A 22,830-nucleotide genomic window follows, 5' to 3' on the forward strand; every position below is an offset into this window, starting at 1 on the left:
AACTTCTTTATCCCGACCGCTCTCGACCCTTTTCTCAGCCATCCTGACGGCGTTCGTTTCCCCTCCCCGGCTTCGGCCGCCCCCCCCCCCCCCCAACTCCGCGCCGCGGCAGGGATCTGCCTGCGAAGTCAGCAGAACTCGGTCACGACGTCCAACGTGACGTCACGTCGGCCCATCTCCGACTGATCACTAAGGATCCAGCTTGAGTGAGCCGTGGCCGACGTCGGTGCGCTCGGCGATGGTGCGGATCAGGTGCAGCAGGTCGCCGTGGAGCTCGTCGGTCATGCGGCCCTCGGCGACGCCGCGGAGGAACACGTGGTTGACGCCCCTGATCGCGGCTCGGCCCGCGGCACCGAACAGGTCGTCGCGATCGGTCCCCCCGAAGGGGAATCCGGTTCCGGGGGTTCGTCGTGAGACCTCGGCCTCCGCCATGGCGATCACGCCGGGGTTGGCCAGAGCCATGGCGCGAGTGAGAGCGGCTTCCTCCCGGTCGACGTTGTCGCGCAGGTCGTGCCACCACCCGTCCACCAGGTCGATGAACTCCACGGTGGGATCTTCTTCGTACACCGCGATGATTCGCTGCTCGATCGAGGCCGGCCATTCGGTGATGAAGTCGAGCTTCGACGGGAAGTAGCCCGTCACGGTCCGCGGCGCGACTTCGGCCGCCTCGGCGATGTCGGCGATCGTGGTCCGGTCGTACCCGCGTTCGGTGAACAAGCGCAGGGCCGTGTGCAGGATCAGCCGACGCCGTCGTGCTTTGGATCGTTCGCGAAGTCCCGGACCGCCGCTGGTCACCGTCGCACCTTCCGCACTCCGTTGATCATCCCCCTGCACGCGCCCAGCATACATGCACTACATGGCTAAAATGCCTTCTTGTGCAAACTTGCCATGCGTGGCAATCTTTCGCCGGGCGGTCGAAGTCGATCACCCACGAGTCCGTCAGGCAACGGCTTCACGGACGAACGTCCTGAGAGGAACACCCTTGAGCACGTCCTACGCGGACGCCGCCGGCTTCCCGGTCGGCGACCCCACCCCCATCGTCAGCTGCAGTCCCGTGTCGCTCGAGGTGCCGGGCAGGCCCGTGCCGCTGGAGATCAAGATCTCGGCGCCTGTGACCGGAACCGACCTGCCGGTGATTCTGCTCTCGCACGGGCACGGCATGGCCAACTTCCTCTCCTCACTGCGTGGTTACGGCCCGGTGGCGGATTTCTGGGCCGCTCACGGGTTCGTCGTCGTCCAGCCGACGCACCTGGACTCCACCGTGCTCGGGCTGCGCGACCAGGACCTGCCCGACGCGCCGCTGTTCTGGCGTGACCGCGCCGTCGACATGCACGTCGTCCTCGATCACCTGGAGGAGGTTCTCGCCGCGGTTCCGGGGCTGCCGGGCCGTGTCGACACCGAGAAGGTGGCCGCGGTCGGGCACTCGCTCGGTGGCTCCACGGTCTCACTGCTGTTGGGCATGCAGGTGCTCGACCCGAACGACCCTCGGGACAAGGACCTCTCCGATTCCCGGGTCAAGGCCGGCGTCGTGATCGGAGGACCGGGCATCGCGGACGAGCACTTCTCGCCGTGGGCCGCTGAGCACTACCCGATGTTGACGCACATCGACTTCGGGAAGATGACCGGCGCCGCGCTCGTCATCGCCGGCGACGAGGACCTGAACCCCCACTTCTCCTCTCGGCTGAGCTACCGCTGGGACGCCTACACCCACAGCCCCGGCGGGAACAAGACGCTGCTGACCTTCCTGGGCGCACAGCACCTGTTCGGCGGGATCTCCGGCTACGACGCCGCGGAGACCTCCGACGAGAACCCCGAACGGGTTGCCGCGCTGCGGGCGCTCGTGTGGGCCTACCTGCGTTCCCAGTTGTTCCCGGGCGACACGTCCTGGGACGTCGCTGTGAACGCCCTCGAAACCCGGAAGACGCCCCTGGCGACAGTCGAAACCAAATAGCCGCGACCTCGGGCTCCTCGTCGCTCGGCCAACGACGTGTGAGCCGCGATCGCCACCGCAAGCGGCCTGGCAGCGTTTCTTCGACAACGCATCCCCCATGTCGATCGTCCGCACCACCTCGGGAAGAACCCATGAAAATCGCGATCCTCGGCACAGGCAAAGTCGGCTCGGCACTGGGGACACGTCTGGCAGCCACCGGTCATCACGTGGTCTACGGATCACGAACGCATGCGGGGCAAGCGGGAACACTCAGCCCGCGCGAGGCCGTCGCGTCCAGCGACGTGGTCGTCACCGCCATCCCGGGCACGGCCGTGCTCGGGACCTTGGAAGCCATCGGGGATGACGTGCTGGCCGACAAGATCGTGCTCGACCCCTCGGCCGCTTTCACCCCGCAGATGACCATGGCCTACCCCGGCGACAGCGTGGCCCAGCAGGTGCAGGCACGTTTCCCACGGGCCCGTGTCGTGAAGACGCTCAACACGATGAACTTCACCATCATGGTCGACCCACTGGCGTCGCTGTCCCAGGTGACTGTTTTCGTCAGCGGCGACGACAGCGCGGCCAAGACCGTGGTCACGGGCCTGCTCGGCGACTTGGGATGGCCCGGAAGCAGCGTTCTGGACCTGGGCGGCGTCCAGACCGCCCTGGCCACCGAGCATGCTGCCCCGTTGTTCTTCGCGACCGCGAGGGCCCTGGGAACGGCGAAGTTCACCATCTCCATCTCCCAGGAATAGGGAACCGCAGAGAACCTGGCGGGCATGTCGCCCAGTGGGAGCAGCACCCACATGATCGCTGCTCAGCGCACACCACTCGGCGCCACGGCTGTCCACCACGGGGAACACCGACGGACACCTCTGGCGCGCTGCGCGTCGGCTCGTTCCCCGGCTCAGGTGATCTGCGGACTCGTCGGCGTCGGATCCTGGGCCGCCGGCGGCGGATCCACCGCATCTGGACGGGTGCGGGGCCGGTCGGCCGCGCCGAGGGCCTGGATCTGGTTGAGCCCCCGTGCTTTCCGGATGCGGCGCGGCACCTCACGCCAGCCCGTTCTGGTGCGAAACCTCCACGAAATCCGTCTTGAACTGGTCGCGCACCCGTCGCAGGAACAACCCCGCGGCCGCGACCGGCACATGCGGCTCCATCAGTTCCCACTCGGCACCGGTCAGATCAAAACGCACCACATCCGCGTTCCATCAGCTTCGCCAGCACCCCACCAAGATCCGAACCTGAAATAGCTTTCAACACTCTGGGCGGACGTGACGCGGCTCACCGGTTTGCGCGCCTCCGAGGACTTGAACTTCACGTCGGCGTCAAATTCTAGCGTGGAGCCATGAAACGTCTGCTCGTCCTGGTCGCCACACTGCTGTTCGTCTCGATGTCGGCCGCTGCCGCCTCCGCCGGTCCCTACGCACCGGTGAACCGTCCCGGCCCGCGACTCTCGGTGCCGATCGCCGACCTCCAGGCCGCCGTGCGCTGCACGCCGTCGGCGTACGGGTCGCAGCGGGAAGTCGCCTTGTTCGTACCGGGAACGGGTGTCGGGCCCGACGAGGCGTACTCCTGGAACTGGTTCCGCGCCCTCGACCGGATCGGACACCCGTACTGCGCCGTGACGCTGCCCGGCAGCTCGGTCGGCGACGTGCAGGTCTCGGCCGAGTACGTGGTGCACGCCATCAGGCACACCCACGCCGTCAGCCGCGGCAAGATCGCCGTGATCGGGCACAGCCAGGGCGGCGTCAGCGCCCGGTTCGCGTTGCGGTTCTGGCCGGACACCCGCGCGATGGTCGCCGACCACATCGGACTGGCCGCGGTCAACCACGGCAGCGACCAGAACGACAGCCTGTACCCGAACGGCAACGGTCCGGCCTTCGCTCTCCAGCTGAAGACGACGGCGAAGTTCATCGAGGCCACCAACTCCCGGCAGGAAACCTTCGCCGGCATCTCCTACACCTCGCTGTCCACGACCCACGACCAGTTCGTCACCCCGGCCGGCACGACGGACGTGCACGGCCCGGCCAGCCGTGTCGCGAACATCTCGCTGCAGGACGTCTGCCCGCAGAACGTGGCCGACCACATCACCATCGGCACCAGCGATGCCCTCGCGTACGCCCTCACCATGAACGCCATCACGCGCAACGGCCCGGCGAACCCGGCGGAGATCCCCGCTTCCCTGTGCTCGCAACAGAACATGCCCGGCGTCGACCCGGACACGGTCGTCGACGACCTGGCGACGTTCCTCAAGGCGGCCACCGACGTGATCGCGGCCGCTCCGGTCTCGGCCACCGAACCGGCTCTGAAGCCGTACGTGTTCGCCCGGGGCTAGGCTCGAGAAAGGTCCAACGAACACGGGAGCAGCGGTGCGCATCGGTGATCTGTCGGCGCGAACGGGAGCGACCACGCGCGCGTTGCGGTATTACGAGGAACAAGGTCTGCTGACCAGCACCCGCAGCGCGGGAGGCCACCGCCGCTTCGCCGAGGAGGACGTCGACCGCGTGCGGTACCTGCAACGGCTGTACCTCGCGGGCCTGAGCAGCCAGACGATCCTCGCGCTGCTGCCCTGGTGCCTGAGCACGCCCACACCGGACAACACCGATGCCGCCTTCGCGCGGATGAGCGAGGAACGGGAGAAGCTCGACGCGCACATCGCCGAGCTCTCCCGCACCCGCGACTCGCTCGACGACCTGATCGCGGGCAACCGGGCCTTCCGCGCGTCGAAAGCGTGGTGAAGTCCTGGAAACGTGTCGCTGCTCAGCTGTGGAGCCTTTGGCTGGGAGGCTGTTGCGATTGCCTCCAGTTGAAACGGCCGGTCACGTTGCCGGCGCGGGATCGTGAAGAGCTGCTCCGGCTGACCACCACGGGCATGCACTCCGCATCGGCGATCAGGCGGGCACCGGTGCTCGTCGGACACGTCGATGGGTGAGCCTGATCCGAAAAAACTAAACGGTGCACCACCGGGTGCGATCATGCGATCAACCGAGGCCCGACCAAACAAATCGCCGAAAACGGGAGCCGAGAAGCCCGCACCGCCCGTGACCGCTACTCGCTCAGTGCCGGCGCCTGCCATGCCCGCGGCCTGTCGCCAGTCCGAGGCCGATCATGGCGACGCCCAGGAACAGGTGCAGCCAGTTGTCGGCCGTGTTGAGGGGCACGAAGTTCGCGTCGCTGCCGTGGTCGATCACCAAGCCGTACAGGAAGAGCACCAGGTAGACCACACCACCGCCGACGAGGAACGCGTGGGCACCGTTCGCCGTGCGCGACATCAGGAACCCGACCACGCCGAACGCCAGGTGCACGATGTTGTGCAGGATCGACACCATGAACAGGCCCAGCAGCATCGCCTGCGACTCGTGGCCCGCGAACATCAGCGTGTCGTAGTTCGTGGTCAGCCCGGGGATGAACCCGGCGACGCCCACGATCGCGAAGACGACCGCCACCACCAGCGCGATGTTCTGCACCGTGCTGCGCGTTGCCGTTCCGGTACTGGGCATGACGACTCCCGTCGAAGGGGAAATTCGCTTCGGTCGTGCCCGGCTACCCCTGACCGATGGTGACAAACGGCTCCGCCCCCGGAGTCTGCCTGCCGTCACCGGTCCCAGCGCGCGGTGCGGTGGCCGATGCCCGCCAAGGTCATGATCAGGTCGGCTGGAGTGCCGACGGGTGCGTAAAGCGTCAGTTCCGTGCCGTTGTCGCGGTGCCGGGCCGAGAGGGCGTGCAGGAGAGCGACCCCGGCGCTCGCCAGGTGTGTGACGCCGGTGAGGTCGACCGTGAGCGACCGGGTGCCGGTGGAGCCTGCGCAGTCCACGGCCTGTTTGAACCGTCCCCTCGTATGCCTCGGGCACGCTTTGTGTACGAGCAAGATCCGCGGGTAACCGGTGTTTCCGACCGTACATCGGAGAATGACATGCCCGAGATCACGGCTCACCACGGCCTGTTCAGGAACACGAATCTGCACGTGGACGACACCGGCGGGCCGGGACGCCCGATCGTGCTCGTCCACGGCTGGCCCCTGTCCGGTGAGTCGTGGAAGTACCAGGTCCCCGCCCTCACCGACGCCGGCTACCGGGTCGTCACCTACGACCGCCGCGGGTTCGGGCGCAGCGACAAGCCGCTCACCGGGTACGGCTACGACACCCTCGCCGAGGACCTGCACACGCTGCTGGCCGAGCTCGACCTCCGCGACGTCACCTTGGTCGGCTTCTCCATGGGCGGCGGCGAAGTCGCCCGCTACGTCGCGAACTACGGTCCCGAACGCCTGCGCAGCATCGTGTTCGCCTCCGCCGTCCCGCCTTACCTGCTGCACTCCGGCGACAACCCCGAAGGCCCGCTGACCAAGTCGCAGGCCGCCGAGATGGCCGCCTCGCTCACCAAGAACCAGGACGAGTTCTACGACCAGTTCGTCACCGAGTTCTTCTCCGCCAACGGCGAGCTCCGCGTCACCCAGCCTCAGTGGCAGGACGCACGAGCGCTCTGCGAGCAGGCCGACAAGAAGGCCGCACTCGCCTGCATGACCAGCTTCGGCACCACCGACTTCCGCGACGACCTCGCCAAGATCACGGTGCCCACGCTCGTCCTGCACGGTGACAGCGACGCCACGGTGCCGTTCGAAGGCTCCGGTGCCCGCACGCACGCGGCGGTCGCCGGCAGCCAGGTCCACGTCGTCACCGGCGGCCCGCACGGCGTGAACGTGAGCCACGCCGACGAGTGGAACCGCGTGCTGCTCGAGTTCCTGCGCTGACCACCCATCGATGAAGGAGGTAGGAGCGAAGGCAGTTGTGTACCACGGGCCTGAGGACGTCGCCGTGCAGGAGGTCCCGGACGCCCGCGTCGAGCAGCCTACGGACGCGGTCGTCCGCATCACCACCACGAACATCTGCGGGTCGGACCTGCACATGTACGAGGGCGCGTGCCGTACGCAGACTTCAACCTGTTGAAGCTGCCCGCCGGCACCGAGTTCGAGAACGACTTCACCATGCTCTCGGACGTCTTCCCCACCGGCTGGCACGCACCGTGCTCGCCGGCCAGGAGCCAGGTGACGACGTGGTGGTGTTCGGCGGCGGCCCGGTCGGTCTGATGGCGGCGCACAGTGCGTTCCTGCGTGGCGCGGACTGTGGTGTCGAAGCCGTGGGCTATCAGGCGCACGATCACCAGGGCGATGAACACCCCGAGCTCGTCCTCGACAACCTCGTCCACTGTGTACGGACGGCCGGCGGGATCGGTGTGGTCGGCGTGTACGTGCCCGAGGACCCTGGTGCCAGCAACGAGAACGCCAAGCAGGGCCGCGTCGGCTGGGACTACGGCAGCTTCTTCATGAAGGGCCAGCGCATGGGCACCGGGCAGGCACCGGTGAAGCGCTACAACCGGCAGCTGCGCGACCTGATCGTCGCCGAGCGCGCGACGCCGTCGTTCATCGTGTCCCACGAGTTGCCGCTCGACCAGGCGGCCGAGGGGTACGCGCACTTCGACAACCGCGACGACGGCTGGACCAAGGTGCTGCTCCACCCCGCGGGCTGAACACGACCCGTGGCGCTCACACCGGAAAGGGGCGGGGCCGGTTTGAACCGGCCCCCCTTTCGGCCGCCAGTCCTTGCTATCGCCGTACCACCCGGATGGTCTTCACCTCGGGGTCGGTGGGATCCGGCAGGTACATCCCGGCATCCCGCCCGGATCGGAGGTAGTCGACCACGGGCTGGGTGATCACCTCACCGGGCAACGCGGCGGGCACACCCGGCGGGTACGGGCTGAGCGTCTCCGCGCAGATCCGGCCGACGGCGTCCCGTGCGGCCACGTGCTCGGCTTCGGCGAAGAACGCGTCGCGCGGCAGCATCGCCTGCTCCAGTTCCAGCTCGCCCGGATCCGGGATGTCCACGTGCGCGGCTCGCGGCAGGCCGTCGGCCTTGTCCGCCAGCGCGGTGACGGCGTCGACGAGCCGCTTGGTCGTGTGCTCGTCGTCGGCGACGGTGATCTGCGCGGCGATCCGCCGGTGGTCGGACAGGCCCACGTCGATCGCGTGTTCGTCGCGCAGCCACTCGGCGGCCGTGTAGCCGCTGATGCCGAGGCCGCGCAGGTCGAGCACGATCTTCAGGGGGTCGTGGTCGTGCGCTTTCTCGTCGCCGACGACGTCGTCCCGGCCCACGACCCGCACCAGCGGTGCCAGCCGGTCGCGGGTCTCGTGCGTCAGTTCGAGCGCGCGATCGAGCAACGAGTGCCCGTGCTCGCGCATCTGCCTGCGCCAGCCGTCCAGGCATGCGTAGATCAACGACGACGGGCTCGTCGTGTTGAGCAGGTCCGCCCTCATCGCCAGCACTTCCGGGTCCACCCGGTCGCCGCGCAGGTGGTAGACGGAGCTCTGTTCGATGCCCGCTCCCATCTTGTGGACGCTGGTGACGCACAGGTCCGCGCCCGCGTCCATCGCCCACGCCGGCAGCGATGGGTGGAACGGCAGGTGCGCGCCCCACGCCTCGTCGACGACCAGCACCTTGTCCCGTTCGTGGCACACCTCCGCGACAGCGGCGATGTCCGCGCACGTCCCGTAGTCGGTCGGGGTGATCAGCAGCATCCCCTTCGCGTCCGGTGCGCGGCGGAACGCGGCCGCCACCTCCCGCGGTCCCGGCGGGTAGGCCCACTCCCACTCGCGGTCCCAGCGCGGGTGCACCCACACCGGCTCGACACCGCTGATGATCAGGCCCGCCACGACGGACTTGTGCGCGTTGCGGGAGATCAGCATCTTCTCTCCGGGCCGGGCGACCGTGATGATGCAGCTCTTCACGCTCAACGAGCTGCCGCAGGTCGAGAAGAACGCCCGTTTCGCGTCGACCGCGTCGGCCATCAGGTCCTCGGCGCCGGCCAGGACCTCGCCGCTCATCTCGCGGTCGTCCAGACCGTTCATCAGGATGATGTCGGAGGCGAACACGTCCCGGCCGAGGACGTCGAGCACTCTCGGGTCGGCTCCCCTGCCCTGCTTGTGGCCCGGTGGGATGAACGGGAGCTGGTCACGGCGCCGGACCTCCTCGATCGCCTCCAGCACGGGTGCGTGCGAATGGTCCATGGGGTTGACCTACCCACTCACCCACCCGCCACTCCTCGTCGTCCCGAACGGCCTTCCCGCCTCGCCCGCCGCGGCCGCGTTCACCGAGCTCGTCCTGGCTCGCCGCGTCAACGGCGATCACGACCTCCTGGCCGGCCGGGACTGACCCGATGGGGGTGAGCGGACGCGCTGCAGGCGCGACGTGACGGGCGCTTCTCGCACTACAACCGTCCGGACCAGGCACTTCCGGCTTCGCTTCCGGCACTGCTGAACATCCTGTCGGCCGGATCTTCAAACTGCTTGCAGCAGATCGACCCCCGCACGGTGTCTCCATGGTCGAGGTCAGTTCCTCACCACAGTGGACCCAAGGGAATCGCGCGTTGAAACGATCGCATCTCGCCTCAGGACTGACGACTGTCGTGGCTGCTGCCACAGCCGCCGTTCCCGCTCCCCTGACGGCGCGACAAACGCACCAGCAGGCACGAACCGACAGAGTGATTGTCACGCTCACTGGTGACATCGTGAACATCAAGGACGCATGAGACCAGGCCCCTGAGCAGCGTCGCTGAGACTCTCAGCGGCAATTGCATCAGAGATGCAAACCTCCAGTCCCGGCCATCATCACTTCGTGACTCCAGTGCCTTTTTCATTTTCTGCCCCGGAAGGAAGAATCGGTGACCGACGATCCCCGGCGCGAGGGCGCCATTTCCCGTGGTGATCAGGTTCCTCAGCGCAACCGGCCGACTGACCGCGAACGTCGACCGGAGGAACGCTTTGACAGATCGAACTCCTCGAATCCTGCCGAGCAGCGCAGCAGGATGAACATTCCTCGGCACGGCCCGCCGGGCTTGCCCGAAGGTTCGGCGTCGGGCATGAGTGCCCCGGCCGACCACCCGTTCCGCCGGCAGCCACAACAGCCTCGGCAACAGCCACCTGTGGCTCACGGGCCCGTCGAGCGACCGGGTATGCGCCCGCCGGCTGGCCGGCTTGCCCCCAGCCCCTCCGCCGACGATCAGACCAGCGGGCGCCCGAGGTCCGATGTCACCGCGGTGCCGAACGGTCCCCGGCAAGCGGGTGCCCGGCAGAGGCCTGCCGGAAATCCGGAGCAGAGCGGATCTCACCGGGTGCGGCTTGCCTCTGCCCCGGGAGAAGCGCCGGCCGGTGCACCTCGTCTGCAGGGTGGTCTCACGAACAGTCGCAACGAGACCATGGCCGACGCGCTCGGCCTGAAGGCCGTCCCGACTGCTCCGGTGGCGGGGGCGGCCGGGGCCGCGAAGCGCGAAGACGTGGACCCACTGGGCCTCACCACCGAGATGGAGGCCATCGGCGACGACGTGAAGAAGCGCCGCGAGGTGGACCACACCCTCGCGCGGTTCTCCGCGGTGCACGACGAGCTGTTCGAGCAGGAGCGCCAGCGCGATGAGCGCCGGGTCAGGCTCATGCCGTGGGTCAAGGACGGCAGCGAGAAGGAACTCGCTGATGAAGCGACGCAGTTCGCCGAGCCGGCCGTCCTCGACGAGGAGACAGGTGGTCGACGCTCCACCGGTCACAGGGCCCGACCGCGCACACTCACGCGCATTGCCAGGATCGCGGTGATCGCCGCCGCGGCCGTGGTGTTCGTGGGGACGGGCATCGGCTGGGGTGCGATGCGGTGGGCCGACGCCAAGATCCAGAAGGTCGACGCGCTCGGCGGCAACTCGCAGGCGGTGCAGCAGGCGGACAAGCAGCTCGGTGACGAGAACTTCCTGCTGGTCGGCTCGGACACCAGGGCGGGCGCGAAGCCGGGCGACAACGTCGGTACCCAGGAGGAGGAGGGTGGTGCGCGGTCCGACGTGATCATGCTCGCTCACATCCCCAAGGACCGCAAGCGCATGGTCATCGTGTCGTTGCCGCGCGACGTGCGCGTCGACCGTCCCGCGTGCCGTAGCTGGAACTCGGACAACGCGCAGTACGCGGGCCCGCTGGCGCCGGAGAACGGCGTGATGGCGAACTCCGTGTACGCCGCCGGCGGACCCGAGTGCGTCGCCAACATGATGACCCAGCTGACCGGCCTGAAGATCAACCACTTCGTCAGCATCGACTTCATCGGCTTCCGCGAGATGTCGACGGCGATCGGCGGCGTGGAGATCTGCACGCCCACGAAGATCGTCGACGAGAAACTCGGCGTCGTCATCGACAAGCCCGGCAAGCATCTGCTCCAGGGCAACCAGGCGCTGCAGTACGTCCGCGCACGGACCGTCGCCGGTGACAGCGGCACGGATTTCGAGCGCATCAAACGGCAGCAGCAGTTCCTGTCGTCGATGCTGCGCGGTGTCCTGTCCAACGAGGTACTGCTCAGCCCGGCCAAGCTCAACAACTTCATCAACGCGCTCACGAAGTCCACCGTCGGCGACAACATCGACGTCGCCTCACTGCTGGAGCTCGCGAACTCGTTGCAGAGCCTCGACGCCGGCCGCGTCTCGTTCGTGACGATGCCGCACTGGACCGACGACAACAAGCTGATCAACGATCCGGGCGACAACATCGAGCGGCTGAAGGACGACGACGTCAAGGCGTTGTTCCACACGATCATCGACGGGACCCCGCTGCCGCAGGAGAAGGGCGCCACGAAGCCCGGTGAAGCCCCTGATCAGCAGTCAGGCACCCCGGTCGCTCCCGGGGACGTGCGGGTGCAGGTGCTCAACGGCGATCCGTCGAACAGCGGCGCTGCCGCCAGGACGTCGACCGCGTTGGAGCAAGAGGGATTCAGAGTCGTCAAGCAGGACAACGCGCCGCAACAGGCACCGAAGACGATCATCAAGTTCGCCAGGGGCAGCGAGACCAAGGCGGCCGTGGTGAAGGCCGCGGTGCCCATCGCGGAACTGGTGCAGGCGCCCGAGATGGGTGGTGAGATCGAGCTGGTGATCGGAAAGAACTTCGACAACAAGATCCAAACGCCTCGTGCGGGCGACCAGCAGAGCTCTCCGCAGCCACAAAACCAGTCGCAGCAGGATCTCGGCCTGTCCGTTGTGAACGCCGCACAGAACCCTTGCGCAGCGAAGTGACCTACCTGCGGTTCGACGTCCTGCCGACGTGGACCGCTCCCGCCGCGACACCCGTGGACGATCGAGCAGGTCGAGGCCTCGACCTGCGGGGAGGCCTTGTCCGCGATCACGACGTTCGGTCGTGATCGCGGACGTCCAGGCCCATCACGTCGGATGCGGACGCCGTTGAGCAGCGGCAGCCGTGACGTGTTGTCCCCACGGAGTCGTCCTTGACGATCACCTCGCCCAGGATGCGTGCTCAGGTGCCGTCAGCGCAGCCCGGACGCGCTCGTCGGCACCACGCGGGTGACGACGATCCGGTCGACGTCGATGAGCTTCGCGACCTCGCCGCCGATCTCGTCGCGCCACTTCGGGTGCTCGTACACCTTGGCGTACAACGCTTCCCGGTCCGCCTCGTCGTCGAAGCGGCGGATCCACACGTAGCCGTCGGGGTCTTCCTCGTCGATGAACGACGCGGTGACGTTCATGCCCATGGACTCCTGGAACGGCAGCACTACCGACTCCATGAAGGCCACCCACTCGTCACGCAGTCCGGGGCGGGTCTGGTAGCGGCGAATCTCGTAGAACACGGTGCCATGCCTTTCGTGTGAAGGGTTGTCAGCCGGCGACGCGCAGGACCAGCTTGCCGCTGGTGGCGTTCGCCTCGCTCGTCGCGTGGGCCTGCGCGACCTGGTCGAGCGGGAACACCTCGTCGACCCGCACGGTGACCTCGCCTGCCTCGACGAGCCCGGCGATCGTGGCCAGTGCGGCACCGTCCGGCTCGACCAGGAACGGCGTGAGCCGCACGCCCGCGTCGGTGGCGGCGGCAGCGGCGTGGGGCGGGAACCCGCTGAAGCAGACCATGACGCCGCCCGGCTTCAGGACCCCGACCGACCGCAGCGCCGTGTCGTCGTGCTCGCCGAGGGCGTCGAGGACCACGTCGACGTCACCGGTCACGTCCTCGAACCGGGTGGACCGGTAGTCGATCACCTCGTCGGCGCCGAGCTCCCGCAGCCAGTCGTGCTTGGCGGCGCTCGCGGTGCCGATCACGTGCGCGCCCAGGTGTTTCGCGAACTGGACCGCGAGGTGGCCGACGCCTCCGGCGGCGGCGTGGACGAGCACCCGCTGCCCCTTCTCCACCCGCGCGGCCGCGGTCAGCGCCTGCCAGGCGGTCAGTGCGGCGAGCGGCAGGGCGGCGGCTTCCTCGTGGCTGATGGAGGCCGGCTTGCGTGCGAACTGGCGCGCGGGCGCGGTCACGTACTCCGCGTAGGCGCTCGCGGCACGCGGGAACCACGGCATGCCGAACACCTCGTCGCCGGGGGCCAGCGTGGTGACGCCGTAGCCGACCTCCTCCACGACGCCGGAGACGTCCCAGCCGAGGGTGAACGGGGGTGCTCCGAGCACTCCGGCCATCCCGCCGCCGGTCCTGGTCTTCCAGTCGACCGGGTTGATGCCCGCGGCGCGCACGCGCACCAGGACCTCGGTCGGCACCGGCACGGGCCGTGGGACCTCGTCCAGCACCAGGACTTCCGGTCCGCCCAGCTCGCGCTGGACGACGGCACGCATCTTCGTCATCGAGATTCCTTCTCATCTTCAGTGGTGAAACCCAGCGCTTCGAGCGCGACGACCGCGGCCCTGGCGTCCTGTTCGGCGCTGCCGCCGGACAGGCCGAGCCCGCCGACCACCGCGCCGTCCGCGACGATCGGGAAGCCGCCGCCCACCGCGACGAGACGCGGGCGGTGGGCCAGCTGGGCCGAGGCCGGCTGGGCGACGATCTCGGTCCAGGTGTGGGTCGGCACACCGAACGACGTGGCCGTCCAGGCCTTGTCGACAGCGACGTCGGTCGCGAGGAACGGGGTGCCGTCCATGCTGGCGAACGCCTTGAGGTGACCGCCGGAGTCGGTCACGGCGACCGCCATCGCGATCCCCTCTGCGGCGGAGGCGGCAATCGCCGCCTCGACGAGCGCTACCGCCGCTTCCTGGCTGATCGACCTCGATGTCACGACGTGCGCGTCGGGTGTGGCGTTCATGGGGACAAGCTTCGCCAGCACCGGGCCCCCGGTCGATTGGCGTGAATGACAACATCCGTAATAATCACGCCAGGACCGGGTTGCCGTGTTCGACAGTGGCCAGGTAGCCGGCTGCGTCAGTCCGGCGCAGCTTGCCGGACGAGGTCTTCGGCAATCCGCCCGGCGGAACGACGCGAACGACGGCGGGCCGCACACCCACCGAGTGGGCCACTCGCGCGGCGATCTGCTCGGCGAGAGCGAACTCGGCCTCGGGGTCGCTGGCGACCGAGGACTCCGCCACCACCGCGAACCTCTCGCGCTCGGTGCCCGGCTCCACGCGGACCGCCGCGGCGTTGCCCGCGCGCACCCCGTCGACCGAGGCGGCAGCACGCTCGATGTCGGTGGGGAAGAACTTCCGTCCGTCCAGGACGATCACGTCCTTGATGCGACCGCAGACGACGACCTGCCCATCGGCGAGGTAGCCCAGGTCCCCGGTGTGCAGCCATCCCTGTTCGTCCTGTGCCGACACTGGGCCGTCCGCGGTGAGGTATTCGGACGTCACCGCGTCGCCTCTCACGAGCAGCTCGCCGACCTCACGATCCCCGATCAGCGTGCCGTCGGAGGACATGACCCCGACCTCCACTCCAGGCAGCGGGAGGCCGAGTTTGCCGAACCTCTTGGCCGGCGTCCCCGCCTTGGCCGGGACGGCGCGGTTGTCGCGGTTCAGCACCGCCTCGTCCACCTCGTCCACCACCAGACCGCCGCCCAGAGGCGCGGCGGACACGGCGAGAGTGGCCTCGGCCATGCCGTAAGCGGACACCACGCAGTCGTGACGCAGACCGAAGCGAGCGCCCGCCTCCACGAAGCCGGCCATCACCTCCTCGTCCACCGGCTCGGCCCCGTTGAGGGCGATGCGCAGCGAGGACAGGTCGAAGGCGGTTTCCTCCGGTGACTCGGCCAGCCGCTTCCCGGCCACGGCGTAGGCGAAGCCGGGTGCGCCGGTGACCGTCGCTCCGTACTCGCTCATCAGGGCGGGCCAGACCAGCGGATCCCGCAGGAAGTCCAGTGGGGTGATCTTGACCAGTTCCAGGCCCAGCACCATCGGCACGGCGAGAAAGGCGATCATGCCCATGTCGTGGAACAGGGGCAGCCAGGACGCCGTCACGTCGCGGTCGGCGACCAGCCTGAGACGCCCGGCGATGTCGGTGATGTTGGTGTAGAAGTTGCCGTGGGTGATGCGCACGGCTTTGGGCGGGCCCGTCGTCCCGCTCGTCAACTGCAGGAGCGCGGTGTCGGTCTCCTCCGCGGCGGCGACGGCGAACTCCTCACCGGGATCACTTCTCTCCAGCAGTTCGGACAGGACGAGATACGGCATGCCGTGTTCGCCGAGCACAGCGCCCAAGGCCTGGAACTCGGTGCCCAGGAGCACGCACTGGGCGCCGATCATCGTCAGCACCCCCACCGTGTCCTGGCTCCACTCAGCGAGATCGGTGCGAGGGGTGGGCTGGTGCAGCATGGTCACGCTGGCGCCGGCCAGCCACACGCCCTGGACCGCCGACGCGACCTCGGCCGGTTCACCGGCCAGCACAGCGATCGCGCAACCGCGACGCATCCCCTCCGCGGCTATGGCGGCGGCCACCCGGCGTGCCCTGGCGTGCACCCCGTTCCAGTCGCGCCGGACGGGGTGCGCGGGCGCGCCGGTGACCATGCCTCGCGCCGAACCACGGGCGGTGTCGAGCAAAGTGTCGATGAAACGACTCATGGAACTGCTCCTGTGCGATTTCTCGGTCAGACCGTGGCCGCGCCGCTCAGAACAGCGACGTCCCATGATCGAAGGATGTTTCTCGACCGGTGACGCGGACTGTTCATCCGGGACGGCAGCAGCCAGACGCTGGAACTCTCTCGACGTGGGAGGGAGTCACCGAGGTTGGTGGTATTGGGGCTGACAGGAATCCGGCGGCTCCGGTTCAGTCCGGAGTGGACATCAGCAGAGCGCCTACTGGAGAGGAGGTCCAGTTTGTGCTGGGCGTCGGTGCGACTCGGCTTCACGACGACCGAGGCGGGCTCGCCCCGCTCTCAGCACATCACCCCTCGGAGTCCGCGACGTCACGGCGTTCGCGTCGGGTGTGGCGATCATGGGGACAAGCTTCGCCAGCACCGGGCCCCCGGTCGATTGGCGTGAATGACAACATCCGTAATAATCACGCCATGCCACATCAGGTCGCTGTGTTCGCGCTCGACGACGTCATGCCGTTCGACCTCGGAATCGCCCGCCGGGTGCTGCTGGAGGCGCTCGACACCGACGGCGAACGCCTCTACGAGGTCCGCACCTGCTCGATCGGCGGACAGCCGGTCCGCACCAACGGCGACTTCTCGGTCGTCGTCGACCACGACGAACAGCTGCTCGCGACCGCGGACACGGTGGTCATCGCCACCCAGGAGCCGTCAGGCGGCCTGCTGGAGCACGGGGTTCTCCCCGAACCGGTCGCGGAGGCGCTCAGCCTCATCCGCGAGGACACGAGGGTCGTGAGCCTGTGCACGTCGGCGTTCGTGCTCGCCGCGGCGGGCTGGCTCGACGGGCTCAGGGCGACCACCCACTGGGCGCTCGCCGACAGGTTCCAGAACCTCTTCCCGGCGGTCGACGTCGAACCGGACGTCCTGTTCGTCGACGAGGGCCGGATCCTGACCTCGGCAGGCGGGGCGGCCGGCATCGACCTGTGCCTGCACCTCATCCGCCGCGACCACGGCACCGAAGTGGCGAACGCCGCCGCACGGCGCTGTGTCGTGGCACCGTGGCGTGACGGCGGGCAGGCGCAGTTCATCGAGCACCCGCTCCCCCGTGACGACCACAACTCGACGGCGGCCACCCGCGCGTGGGCGCTCACCCGCCTGGAGAGCTCGCTGACCCTCGCGGACATGGCGGAGCACGCCCACATGAGCGTGCGGACGTTCGGCCGCCGCTTCCACGACGAGGTGGGCACCAGCCCCGCGCAGTGGATCATCAAGCGCCGTGTCGACCGGGCGCGCACGCTGCTGGAGACGACGTCGCTGCACATCGACGAGGTCGCCCGGCAGGTCGGCTTCGGCAGTTCCACGCTCCTGCGCAAGCACTTGCACACCAGCATCGGCGTCACGCCCACCGCCTACCGGCGCACGTTCCGCGCGCCGATTTCCTGAGGCGGCTTACCACGCTTCGAGAACCAGTCCGCCCTTGTGGTAGGCCGCCACCTGCACTCCGGTCTCGCCGCGCTCCAGCAGTCGGTCAATCGCGTGCCGCACTGCGGAAACCACGGTCACGCCGCCTCTCCGAACAGTCCTTTGAGGACTTCGCCCGCGCTGGCCCGTTGCGACGGTCAACGATGCTCGTCAAGATCACGCAAGCGTTCGTGGCTGATGCTGAGGTCTTGCTGGAACTGGGCGTTGCCCGGATCGGCTGCCGCCAACCGCTGTCGGATACCGAGACCTGCTGCAGCCGACGAACAGGTCATCCGCGGTCGTCGCGGCGCAACACGTCGGCGTGTCCACTCAGGACACATGCCACGATCGATGCCGCGGATTCCCGTTCTGCTGGACCGCCATCAGTGCCGCACGGTGCGGCTGGTCCGGCAAATATCGCATGTGGCGCAAGAGTTGTGCGGTCGGGGCAGCGGCACGCCTGCCCGGCCTGCTCGCTGTGCCGGTGTCCCGCAGCACCGCGTCGCGCCGTCTGCGGCGCCTGCCGCTGCCCCGACTGGAGATTCCGCGGGTGATCTCGGCCCGCGCCGTCGATTTGCCTCATCTACGCAGTCTCACCAACGGTCTTGAGATCGACCGTTCTGCCGTGGACAGTGCCGTCACCTTGCCCTACCACAACGGCCGCACCGAAGGCGTCAACACCCGCACCAAGAGAATCATGGGACAGATGCACGGACGCGCCGGATTCGATCTCCTCCGCCACCGCATCCTCCTGCCCTGACCACCACTCCACGTCACCACCGATCAAGCGGTAGGCCCTCACTCCCCATGCGACAGCGCCAAGGCCCGGAATGAACCCCTGCGGCGGTAAGGGCGATCTCCCACTTGTTCCGTTTGACGAATCCCCAGACGTCGCCCCAACCAGGCAGCTTTCCATCGAGGTCGATCATGTTGATCGGATCGCCGTTGGTGTAGTCGTAGTCGTTGGCGCTGCCACCTTCGACCGGGTCCACGGACAGGAAACGACCAAGCAGCGGAATGTAGGGGCGGGCTCCCATGTGCACGAGGGCCAGTGCGCCGGCGTGTTCGTAGGCGTGTTGGTGTTGTCCGAGCCAGCCGTGGTCCATCTGGCCGGGCATGTTGTCCGGCACGTTGTCCGGGTCAATCGTGCCGTCGGTGCGCAGTGGCTCGCCGAACGGGGTGAACGTCCGCGGCGCGCCGATCGCTTGCCGTCCGTTCCGGTGGTCAGAGCCAGGTGACCACGTACCGTCGGATGATCGATGGCGGAGCTGGTGGCGGCTTCATCGCAGACCTGCTCCCAACCGGACGCTGCCTCGACAACTGAGGACACACCGCAGCCCGGCAGGCGGCTTTCCACGATGACCTGCTCTCCCGGTGGGCCGTCCCGGAGCAGGCTGCACGGGCCGGTCACCGACAGCGAGGCAGCCCAGCCCGAACACGACTGCGACGCCACTCTCCACGACGCCGATCTCCGGTTCGCCATGTTCGACCAGACGGTCGTCGACCAGATGGCGCAGACCGCTCCCGGACGTCCCGCGGAGCGTGCGGTTCACCGGTTACGAGGCGGTGTCACCGAGTGCGTCCCACGCATGGGTCTCGAGCTTCACCCGTCTGCGCCGGCAGGTCCTGGCCTACCCGGACGTGATGGCGGAGCCGCTGGTCGCCGGGCACGCGGCCCGCCTGCTGGTGGGTCTCCGCATCTGCGCCTTCTCGACCGAGGTTGCCTTTCGCGTTCAAACCAATCCGCACCATGGACGTCGCCGAATCACCGGTGTCCGCGGCGCTGGGCGGCGTGGCTCAGGCGCTGAAGCCCATCGGAGAGGCCGATCAGCTTGTACCAGACCAGTATCGTGCTGATCGCTGTACTCGCGGCGGTATCGCTGCTCCCCTCGCCCGCGCCGGTGTTGTGGGTGGTGCGCGCACTGACGCTGAGCCTGGCGCCTCCGCTGGCGCTGCTGGCGACCGCGCTGGCCGTGGTGGCCGTGTTCAACGGTGGGCTTGTCTTCGCGGTGATCGCGGCGGTGACCGGCGGCGCGCAGGTCTGCGTGGCCGGAGCGCAGTGGGGTCAGGCTCTGGCGATGGGTGCCCGTCCCTCCCTGACTTCCGCGTTCTTCGACCTCGCCGGGTTTCTTCGCGCACGCGCGCCGGAGACTCACGAACTCGTCTCAGGCGACGGTGTGCCTCTTCCGCTCGGTGTCTGGTATCCGGCGGATCGCACGACGACCGGACCCGCTGTCGTGCTCGTGCACGGCGGAGGGTGGGCTGGAGGGAACTGGCGGCAGCTGCGCGCGTACGCGAACTGGTTGGCGGACAACGGTTATCGCGCCGTCTGCATCAGCTACCGGCTCGCTCCGCCTGCCAGGTGGGACGTCGCGCCCTTCGACGTGATCGACGCGATGCGGTGGGTGGAGGCGCACGCGGGCGAACTCGGTGTCGACCCGGACCGGATCGCGTTGTTCGGATCGTCCGCGGGCGGGCATTTGGCGTTGCTCGCGGCAAGCATCGAGGAACGCCCTCCGCGGGCGGTCGTGTCGGTGTACGGGCCGGTGGACCTGCTGTCGCTCTACGACACGTTGCGGCGCAGGCGCGTCAGCCCGGTCGACCGGCAGGTGTCGCCGCTGGTCGACTTCCTCGGCGGCACGCCGCACGAGGTGGCGGACCGCTGGGAGTGGAGCTCACCCATCGCTCACGTCGAGTCCGCGCCGGCGCGCGTCTGCGTGGTCGCCGGTGCGCAGGACCAGTGGGTGCCGTTGGAGACGGTCACGCCGTACATGGTGGCGCCGGAGCTGCCGACGCTGGTCTCGCTCAAGCACGCTGATCACTGCTTCGACCTCGTCTGGGGCTCGATTCCGGCCCAGACCGCGCGGTTCGTCGTGCTGGAGTTCCTCCGCCAGGCTTTCGCCAGGCGCTGACGGAGGAACTCCGGCTCGGCGTCGGCTACTTCGCGAACGCCACGCCGACGACCTCGCCACCCGCGAGTCCGACGACCGAGGCGCGACCGGTCTCCAGGTTGATCTTCACCAGCAGCGAGCCACCCAGCAGCGACGGATGCACCGCGGCGAGGGCGTGGTGGCGGCCGTTGACGGTCGCGATGTCGAAACCGTTGGTCTTCTCGACGTCGACACCGAGCTTGCCGACGGTGAACAGCTGTCCGGTGTTCGGCGAGACGACCGGAGTGACGCCCGCGGCCGTGCCCTGGGTGACCAGCGTGTCCTTGTTGGTGTCGATGTCGTAGAGCGTCGTGGAGGTCGCTCCGGCAACGCTGTTCGTGTAGCCGGCAGCGGAGACCTTGGGCGTGGAGCCGGCCGCACGGTCGCCCGGTGCGTAGGCGAGCGGGCCGTCGGTGGCCGCGAGCGCGCCGGTGTCGGGGACCAGGCGCAGGTTCTGCCCGCTCGAGGTGACCAGGCGGATGCGGTCCACAGTGGGGTTGAAGTCGAACCCGACGGCCGTGCCGGTGAGCGCGATCGGTGCTCCGACTGCGGTGGCGCGGCCGGTGCGGGCGTCGAGGGTGTAGAGCTGGCCCGAGCGTCCGATCGCGTACAGGACGCCGGTGGCGGGGCGCACGTCGATGCCGGCCAGCCGATCGTGGGCCGTGAGGCCGGTGACGCGGACCCGGTGCTGGGCGAACAGCGGGGACGTCCAGGTGCGGGTGCTGAGCACGCCGTCGTCGGTGAGCAGGTGCACGCGGAGCTGGTCGCCGGTCGCCGAGGCGGGGGCCGCGCCGAGCACGCCGGCGAGCAGGGCCGCCGCGGCGGCGATGACGGTCGTACGAACGATGCGCATGGTCTCTCCCGAGTGCCTGTGAGCGCGGAACACGGGTGTGTACGGCGTCTCCTGGTCCGGTGTTGAAGCACGAACCGAACAAATCAGACCCATCCGCAGCTGCTCCGGCGACGAACCGGTTTCAGAAGCGGCGACGGGGAACTCATGGCGATCATCGGCAAGCGGGCGGAGCTGGACCTCAGAGCCGTGTACGCCGCGCACGGTCCGGAGATCTACCGGTTCGCCCTGCGGCAGCTCGGGGACCGCCAGGCGGCCGAGGAGGCGGTGCAGGAGGTGTTCCTGAGAGCGTGGCGGTCCGCCCAGCGGTTCGACCCGGACCTGGCGAGCCTGCGTGTGTGGTTGTTCGCGATCGCGCGCAATGTCGTCATCGACGAGGCGCGAGCACGTGCCCGGCACGACCGGCGCCTGGTCGCGGCGGCGGCGCACCGGCCGGAGACCGTCTCCGACCACGCCGACGCGGTGCTCGACCAGCGGTTGGTGGAGCAGGCACTGCTGAGGATCAGCGACAACCACCGGGCGGCCCTGGTGGAGACTTATCTGCGCGGCCGGTCCTACCGGGACGTCGCGGCCGAACAAGGCGTGTCGCAGGTGACGCTGCGCAGCAGGGTCTTCTTCGGACTGAAAGCGCTGCGGCAGGCGATGGAGGAGATGGGGGTGCGGCTGTGAACGACTTCGTGCACCAACGGCGAACCGAACTGCTGGGCGCCTATGTCCTGAACCACCTCGACGACTCTGAGCTCACAGCTGTGCAGGGCCACCTCGAGGACTGCGCGGAATGCCGGCGCACGGTCGCCGAGCTCGCCCCTGTCGTACGCGCACTGGCCCGTGTGGACGCTGACGACGTCACCGTGCCCACGCATCTGGAAGAACTCGTCGTGCAGCGAGTCGACGCCCAACGCGGACGACGGAGGCGCGCTCCGCTCCTGCTCGCGGCCGCTGCCGCTGTGGTGATTGCAGGCGCGACCTGGTGGTACCTGCGCCTTGGTGTGCCGCTCGAACCGGTCGCGCTCGCCCAGCAGGCCCCCGGCGTCACGGCGGAGGCGTCCCTCGTCCCCCACACGTGGGGGGTCGAGATCAAGCTCGACGGCCACGGGTTCGTCGCCGGGCAGACCTACCGGGTCGCCGTGACCAACACCAACGGCAACGAGGTGCCCGCCGGTTCGTTCATCGGCACCGGTGAGAACCTCATGCACTGCAACCTGAACAGCTCGGTGTTGCGCGCGAACGCATCCGGCTTCGTCGTCCGCGACGCGGCCGGGGCAATCACCCTGTCCTCGACGTTCCCGCAGCGATAACTCTTGTGACCGCACGAGAAGGGCGGGGCCGGCTGGTGCCGGCCCCGCCCTCTGATCACCTCGTGGTCACGCCTTCACGGAGTGCTTCCCGTGGGTCCAGGACGAGGCGTCGCCGCCGTCGCCCGCGGGACCGGAGTGGCCACCGACCGTGTTGCTGTGGTTGGAGGCGTCGCCGGTCGGACCCGTGGCGCCGGTGTCACCGGAGTTGCCCGAGGTGACCTCGGTCCAGGACTGGGTGCCGTGGTTCTTCCAGCCGTTGTGCTTCCAGCCGTGGCACTGGTCGCCGCGGTTGTCGTTCCACTTCTTGTTCTCGGTCTTCACCACTGCCGAGTTGCCGCCGGTGTCACCGGAGTTCCCGGAGTTGCCCGAGTTGCCGGTCGTGGCGTTGTTCGAGCTGGTGGCGTTGCCGCCGTTGCCCGAGTTGCCGCCGTTGCCCGCGGTGGCCTCGGTGGAGCCGTTGTTCTTGCTCCACTTGTCGTGGTGCTTCCAGGACTTGCCCTGCTCGGTCACGGCCCAGGCGTTGCCGCCGTCGCCGGCCGGGCCGGAGTTGCCGCCC

The 22,830-nt window shown here is 68.6% G+C and carries 23 protein-coding genes and 2 pseudogenes; 13 read left to right on the forward strand and 12 right to left on the reverse strand.

Annotated elements, in window-relative coordinates:
• Nucleotides 1-189: 189 nt before the first annotated feature.
• A complete protein-coding gene (locus ACFWV3_RS19670) occupies nucleotides 190-795 on the reverse strand; it encodes a helix-turn-helix domain-containing protein (protein ID WP_382412809.1) in 606 nt (201 codons plus the stop codon).
• A 187-nt stretch (nucleotides 796-982) separates the two neighbouring features.
• Here ACFWV3_RS19670 and ACFWV3_RS19675 point away from each other — a divergent pair, with 187 nt between their 5' ends.
• Together ACFWV3_RS19675 and ACFWV3_RS19680 are read left to right on the forward strand one after the other, a co-directional pair.
• Nucleotides 983-1,951, forward strand: a complete 969-nt coding sequence (locus ACFWV3_RS19675) for an alpha/beta hydrolase family protein (RefSeq protein ID WP_382412810.1) — start codon at nucleotides 983-985, stop codon at nucleotides 1,949-1,951.
• A 131-nt stretch (nucleotides 1,952-2,082) separates the two neighbouring features.
• On the forward strand, nucleotides 2,083-2,685 hold the full coding sequence (locus ACFWV3_RS19680; RefSeq protein ID WP_382412811.1) for an NADPH-dependent F420 reductase: 603 nt from the start codon (nucleotides 2,083-2,085) through the stop codon (nucleotides 2,683-2,685).
• 297 nt (nucleotides 2,686-2,982) lie between these two features.
• Here the strand turns inward: ACFWV3_RS19680 and ACFWV3_RS19685 are convergent, their stop codons facing one another.
• Entirely contained in the window at nucleotides 2,983-3,126 is a 144-nt protein-coding gene (locus ACFWV3_RS19685; protein WP_382412812.1) for a hypothetical protein, read from the reverse strand.
• Nucleotides 3,127-3,278: 152 nt separating this feature from the next.
• Between ACFWV3_RS19685 and ACFWV3_RS19690 the strand changes: the two genes are divergently transcribed.
• Both ACFWV3_RS19690 and ACFWV3_RS19695 read left to right on the forward strand, forming a co-directional pair.
• On the forward strand, nucleotides 3,279-4,268 hold the full coding sequence (locus ACFWV3_RS19690; RefSeq protein WP_382412813.1) for an esterase/lipase family protein: 990 nt from the start codon (nucleotides 3,279-3,281) through the stop codon (nucleotides 4,266-4,268).
• A gap of 34 nt (nucleotides 4,269-4,302) precedes the next feature.
• Nucleotides 4,303-4,671, forward strand: coding sequence for a MerR family transcriptional regulator (locus ACFWV3_RS19695; protein ID WP_382412814.1), 369 nt, complete (start codon nucleotides 4,303-4,305; stop codon nucleotides 4,669-4,671).
• Between the two features lie 318 nt (nucleotides 4,672-4,989).
• Here the strand turns inward: ACFWV3_RS19695 and ACFWV3_RS19700 are convergent, their stop codons facing one another.
• The gene (locus ACFWV3_RS19700; protein WP_382412815.1) at nucleotides 4,990-5,433 is read right to left on the reverse strand and encodes a DUF4383 domain-containing protein; all 444 of its coding nucleotides are present in this window, start codon (nucleotides 5,431-5,433) and stop codon (nucleotides 4,990-4,992) included.
• Between the two features lie 95 nt (nucleotides 5,434-5,528).
• Nucleotides 5,529-5,747 (reverse strand): STAS domain-containing protein, encoded by a 219-nt coding sequence (locus ACFWV3_RS19705; protein WP_382412816.1) that lies wholly within the window; start codon nucleotides 5,745-5,747, stop codon nucleotides 5,529-5,531.
• A 99-nt stretch (nucleotides 5,748-5,846) separates the two neighbouring features.
• Between ACFWV3_RS19705 and ACFWV3_RS19710 the strand changes: the two genes are divergently transcribed.
• Both ACFWV3_RS19710 and ACFWV3_RS19715 read left to right on the forward strand, forming a co-directional pair.
• Complete coding sequence (locus tag ACFWV3_RS19710; protein WP_382412817.1) at nucleotides 5,847-6,680, forward strand: alpha/beta fold hydrolase; 834 nt, start codon at nucleotides 5,847-5,849, stop codon at nucleotides 6,678-6,680.
• Between the two features lie 10 nt (nucleotides 6,681-6,690).
• Nucleotides 6,691-7,456 (forward strand): annotated as a pseudogene (locus tag ACFWV3_RS19715) (hypothetical protein).
• A 76-nt stretch (nucleotides 7,457-7,532) separates the two neighbouring features.
• Here ACFWV3_RS19715 and ACFWV3_RS19720 read toward each other — a convergent pair.
• Entirely contained in the window at nucleotides 7,533-8,990 is a 1,458-nt protein-coding gene (locus ACFWV3_RS19720) for an aminotransferase class I/II-fold pyridoxal phosphate-dependent enzyme (protein ID WP_382412818.1), read from the reverse strand.
• 4 nt (nucleotides 8,991-8,994) lie between these two features.
• Here ACFWV3_RS19720 and ACFWV3_RS19725 point away from each other — a divergent pair, with 4 nt between their 5' ends.
• Nucleotides 8,995-9,135 (forward strand): hypothetical protein, encoded by a 141-nt coding sequence (locus ACFWV3_RS19725; protein ID WP_382412819.1) that lies wholly within the window; start codon nucleotides 8,995-8,997, stop codon nucleotides 9,133-9,135.
• Between the two features lie 1,042 nt (nucleotides 9,136-10,177).
• Nucleotides 10,178-12,013, forward strand: a complete 1,836-nt coding sequence (locus ACFWV3_RS19730; protein WP_382412820.1) for an LCP family protein — start codon at nucleotides 10,178-10,180, stop codon at nucleotides 12,011-12,013.
• Between the two features lie 248 nt (nucleotides 12,014-12,261).
• On the opposite strand, the gene ACFWV3_RS19735 is transcribed toward ACFWV3_RS19730, so the two are convergent.
• The 4 genes from ACFWV3_RS19735 to ACFWV3_RS19750 form a co-directional block, all read right to left on the reverse strand.
• Complete coding sequence (locus ACFWV3_RS19735; RefSeq protein ID WP_382412821.1) at nucleotides 12,262-12,582, reverse strand: NIPSNAP family protein; 321 nt, start codon at nucleotides 12,580-12,582, stop codon at nucleotides 12,262-12,264.
• A 28-nt stretch (nucleotides 12,583-12,610) separates the two neighbouring features.
• Nucleotides 12,611-13,558 carry an NADP-dependent oxidoreductase gene (locus ACFWV3_RS19740; RefSeq protein ID WP_382412845.1) on the reverse strand — a complete coding sequence of 316 codons (948 nt, stop codon included), beginning with the start codon at nucleotides 13,556-13,558 and terminating at the stop codon, nucleotides 12,611-12,613.
• Nucleotides 13,559-13,563: 5 nt separating this feature from the next.
• The gene (locus tag ACFWV3_RS19745; RefSeq protein ID WP_382412822.1) at nucleotides 13,564-14,022 is read right to left on the reverse strand and encodes a heme-binding protein; all 459 of its coding nucleotides are present in this window, start codon (nucleotides 14,020-14,022) and stop codon (nucleotides 13,564-13,566) included.
• A 64-nt stretch (nucleotides 14,023-14,086) separates the two neighbouring features.
• Nucleotides 14,087-15,763, reverse strand: coding sequence for a fatty acyl-AMP ligase (locus tag ACFWV3_RS19750; protein WP_382412823.1), 1,677 nt, complete (start codon nucleotides 15,761-15,763; stop codon nucleotides 14,087-14,089).
• A 446-nt stretch (nucleotides 15,764-16,209) separates the two neighbouring features.
• Between ACFWV3_RS19750 and ACFWV3_RS19755 the strand changes: the two genes are divergently transcribed.
• Nucleotides 16,210-17,178 carry a GlxA family transcriptional regulator gene (locus tag ACFWV3_RS19755; RefSeq protein WP_382412824.1) on the forward strand — a complete coding sequence of 323 codons (969 nt, stop codon included), beginning with the start codon at nucleotides 16,210-16,212 and terminating at the stop codon, nucleotides 17,176-17,178.
• Nucleotides 17,179-17,758: 580 nt separating this feature from the next.
• Nucleotides 17,759-17,956 (forward strand): annotated as a pseudogene (locus ACFWV3_RS19760) (ISL3 family transposase); the annotation flags it as partial.
• 13 nt (nucleotides 17,957-17,969) lie between these two features.
• Here the strand turns inward: ACFWV3_RS19760 and ACFWV3_RS19765 are convergent.
• Nucleotides 17,970-18,326, reverse strand: a complete 357-nt coding sequence (locus ACFWV3_RS19765; protein WP_382412825.1) for an RHS repeat domain-containing protein — start codon at nucleotides 18,324-18,326, stop codon at nucleotides 17,970-17,972.
• Nucleotides 18,327-19,046: 720 nt separating this feature from the next.
• On the opposite strand from ACFWV3_RS19765, the gene ACFWV3_RS19770 reads away from it, so the two are divergent.
• A complete protein-coding gene (locus ACFWV3_RS19770; protein ID WP_382412826.1) occupies nucleotides 19,047-20,108 on the forward strand; it encodes an alpha/beta hydrolase fold domain-containing protein in 1,062 nt (353 codons plus the stop codon).
• A 25-nt stretch (nucleotides 20,109-20,133) separates the two neighbouring features.
• Here ACFWV3_RS19770 and ACFWV3_RS19775 read toward each other — a convergent pair whose 3' ends face one another.
• Entirely contained in the window at nucleotides 20,134-20,979 is an 846-nt protein-coding gene (locus ACFWV3_RS19775) for a DUF4394 domain-containing protein (RefSeq protein ID WP_382412827.1), read from the reverse strand.
• A 144-nt stretch (nucleotides 20,980-21,123) separates the two neighbouring features.
• Between ACFWV3_RS19775 and ACFWV3_RS19780 the strand changes: the two genes are divergently transcribed.
• A complete protein-coding gene (locus ACFWV3_RS19780) occupies nucleotides 21,124-21,645 on the forward strand; it encodes a sigma-70 family RNA polymerase sigma factor (RefSeq protein WP_382412828.1) in 522 nt (173 codons plus the stop codon).
• On the forward strand, nucleotides 21,642-22,274 hold the full coding sequence (locus tag ACFWV3_RS19785; protein ID WP_382412829.1) for an anti-sigma factor family protein: 633 nt from the start codon (nucleotides 21,642-21,644) through the stop codon (nucleotides 22,272-22,274). The genes ACFWV3_RS19780 and ACFWV3_RS19785 overlap by 4 nt, the downstream gene beginning before the upstream one ends.
• A gap of 66 nt (nucleotides 22,275-22,340) precedes the next feature.
• Here ACFWV3_RS19785 and ACFWV3_RS19790 read toward each other — a convergent pair.
• Nucleotides 22,341-22,830 (reverse strand): hypothetical protein (locus ACFWV3_RS19790; protein ID WP_382412830.1); only part of this gene is annotated, 490 nt, incomplete at its 5' end.

It is taken from the genome of Lentzea sp. NPDC059081, from assembly GCF_042738015.1.
GTDB lineage: Bacteria > Actinomycetota > Actinomycetes > Mycobacteriales > Pseudonocardiaceae > Lentzea.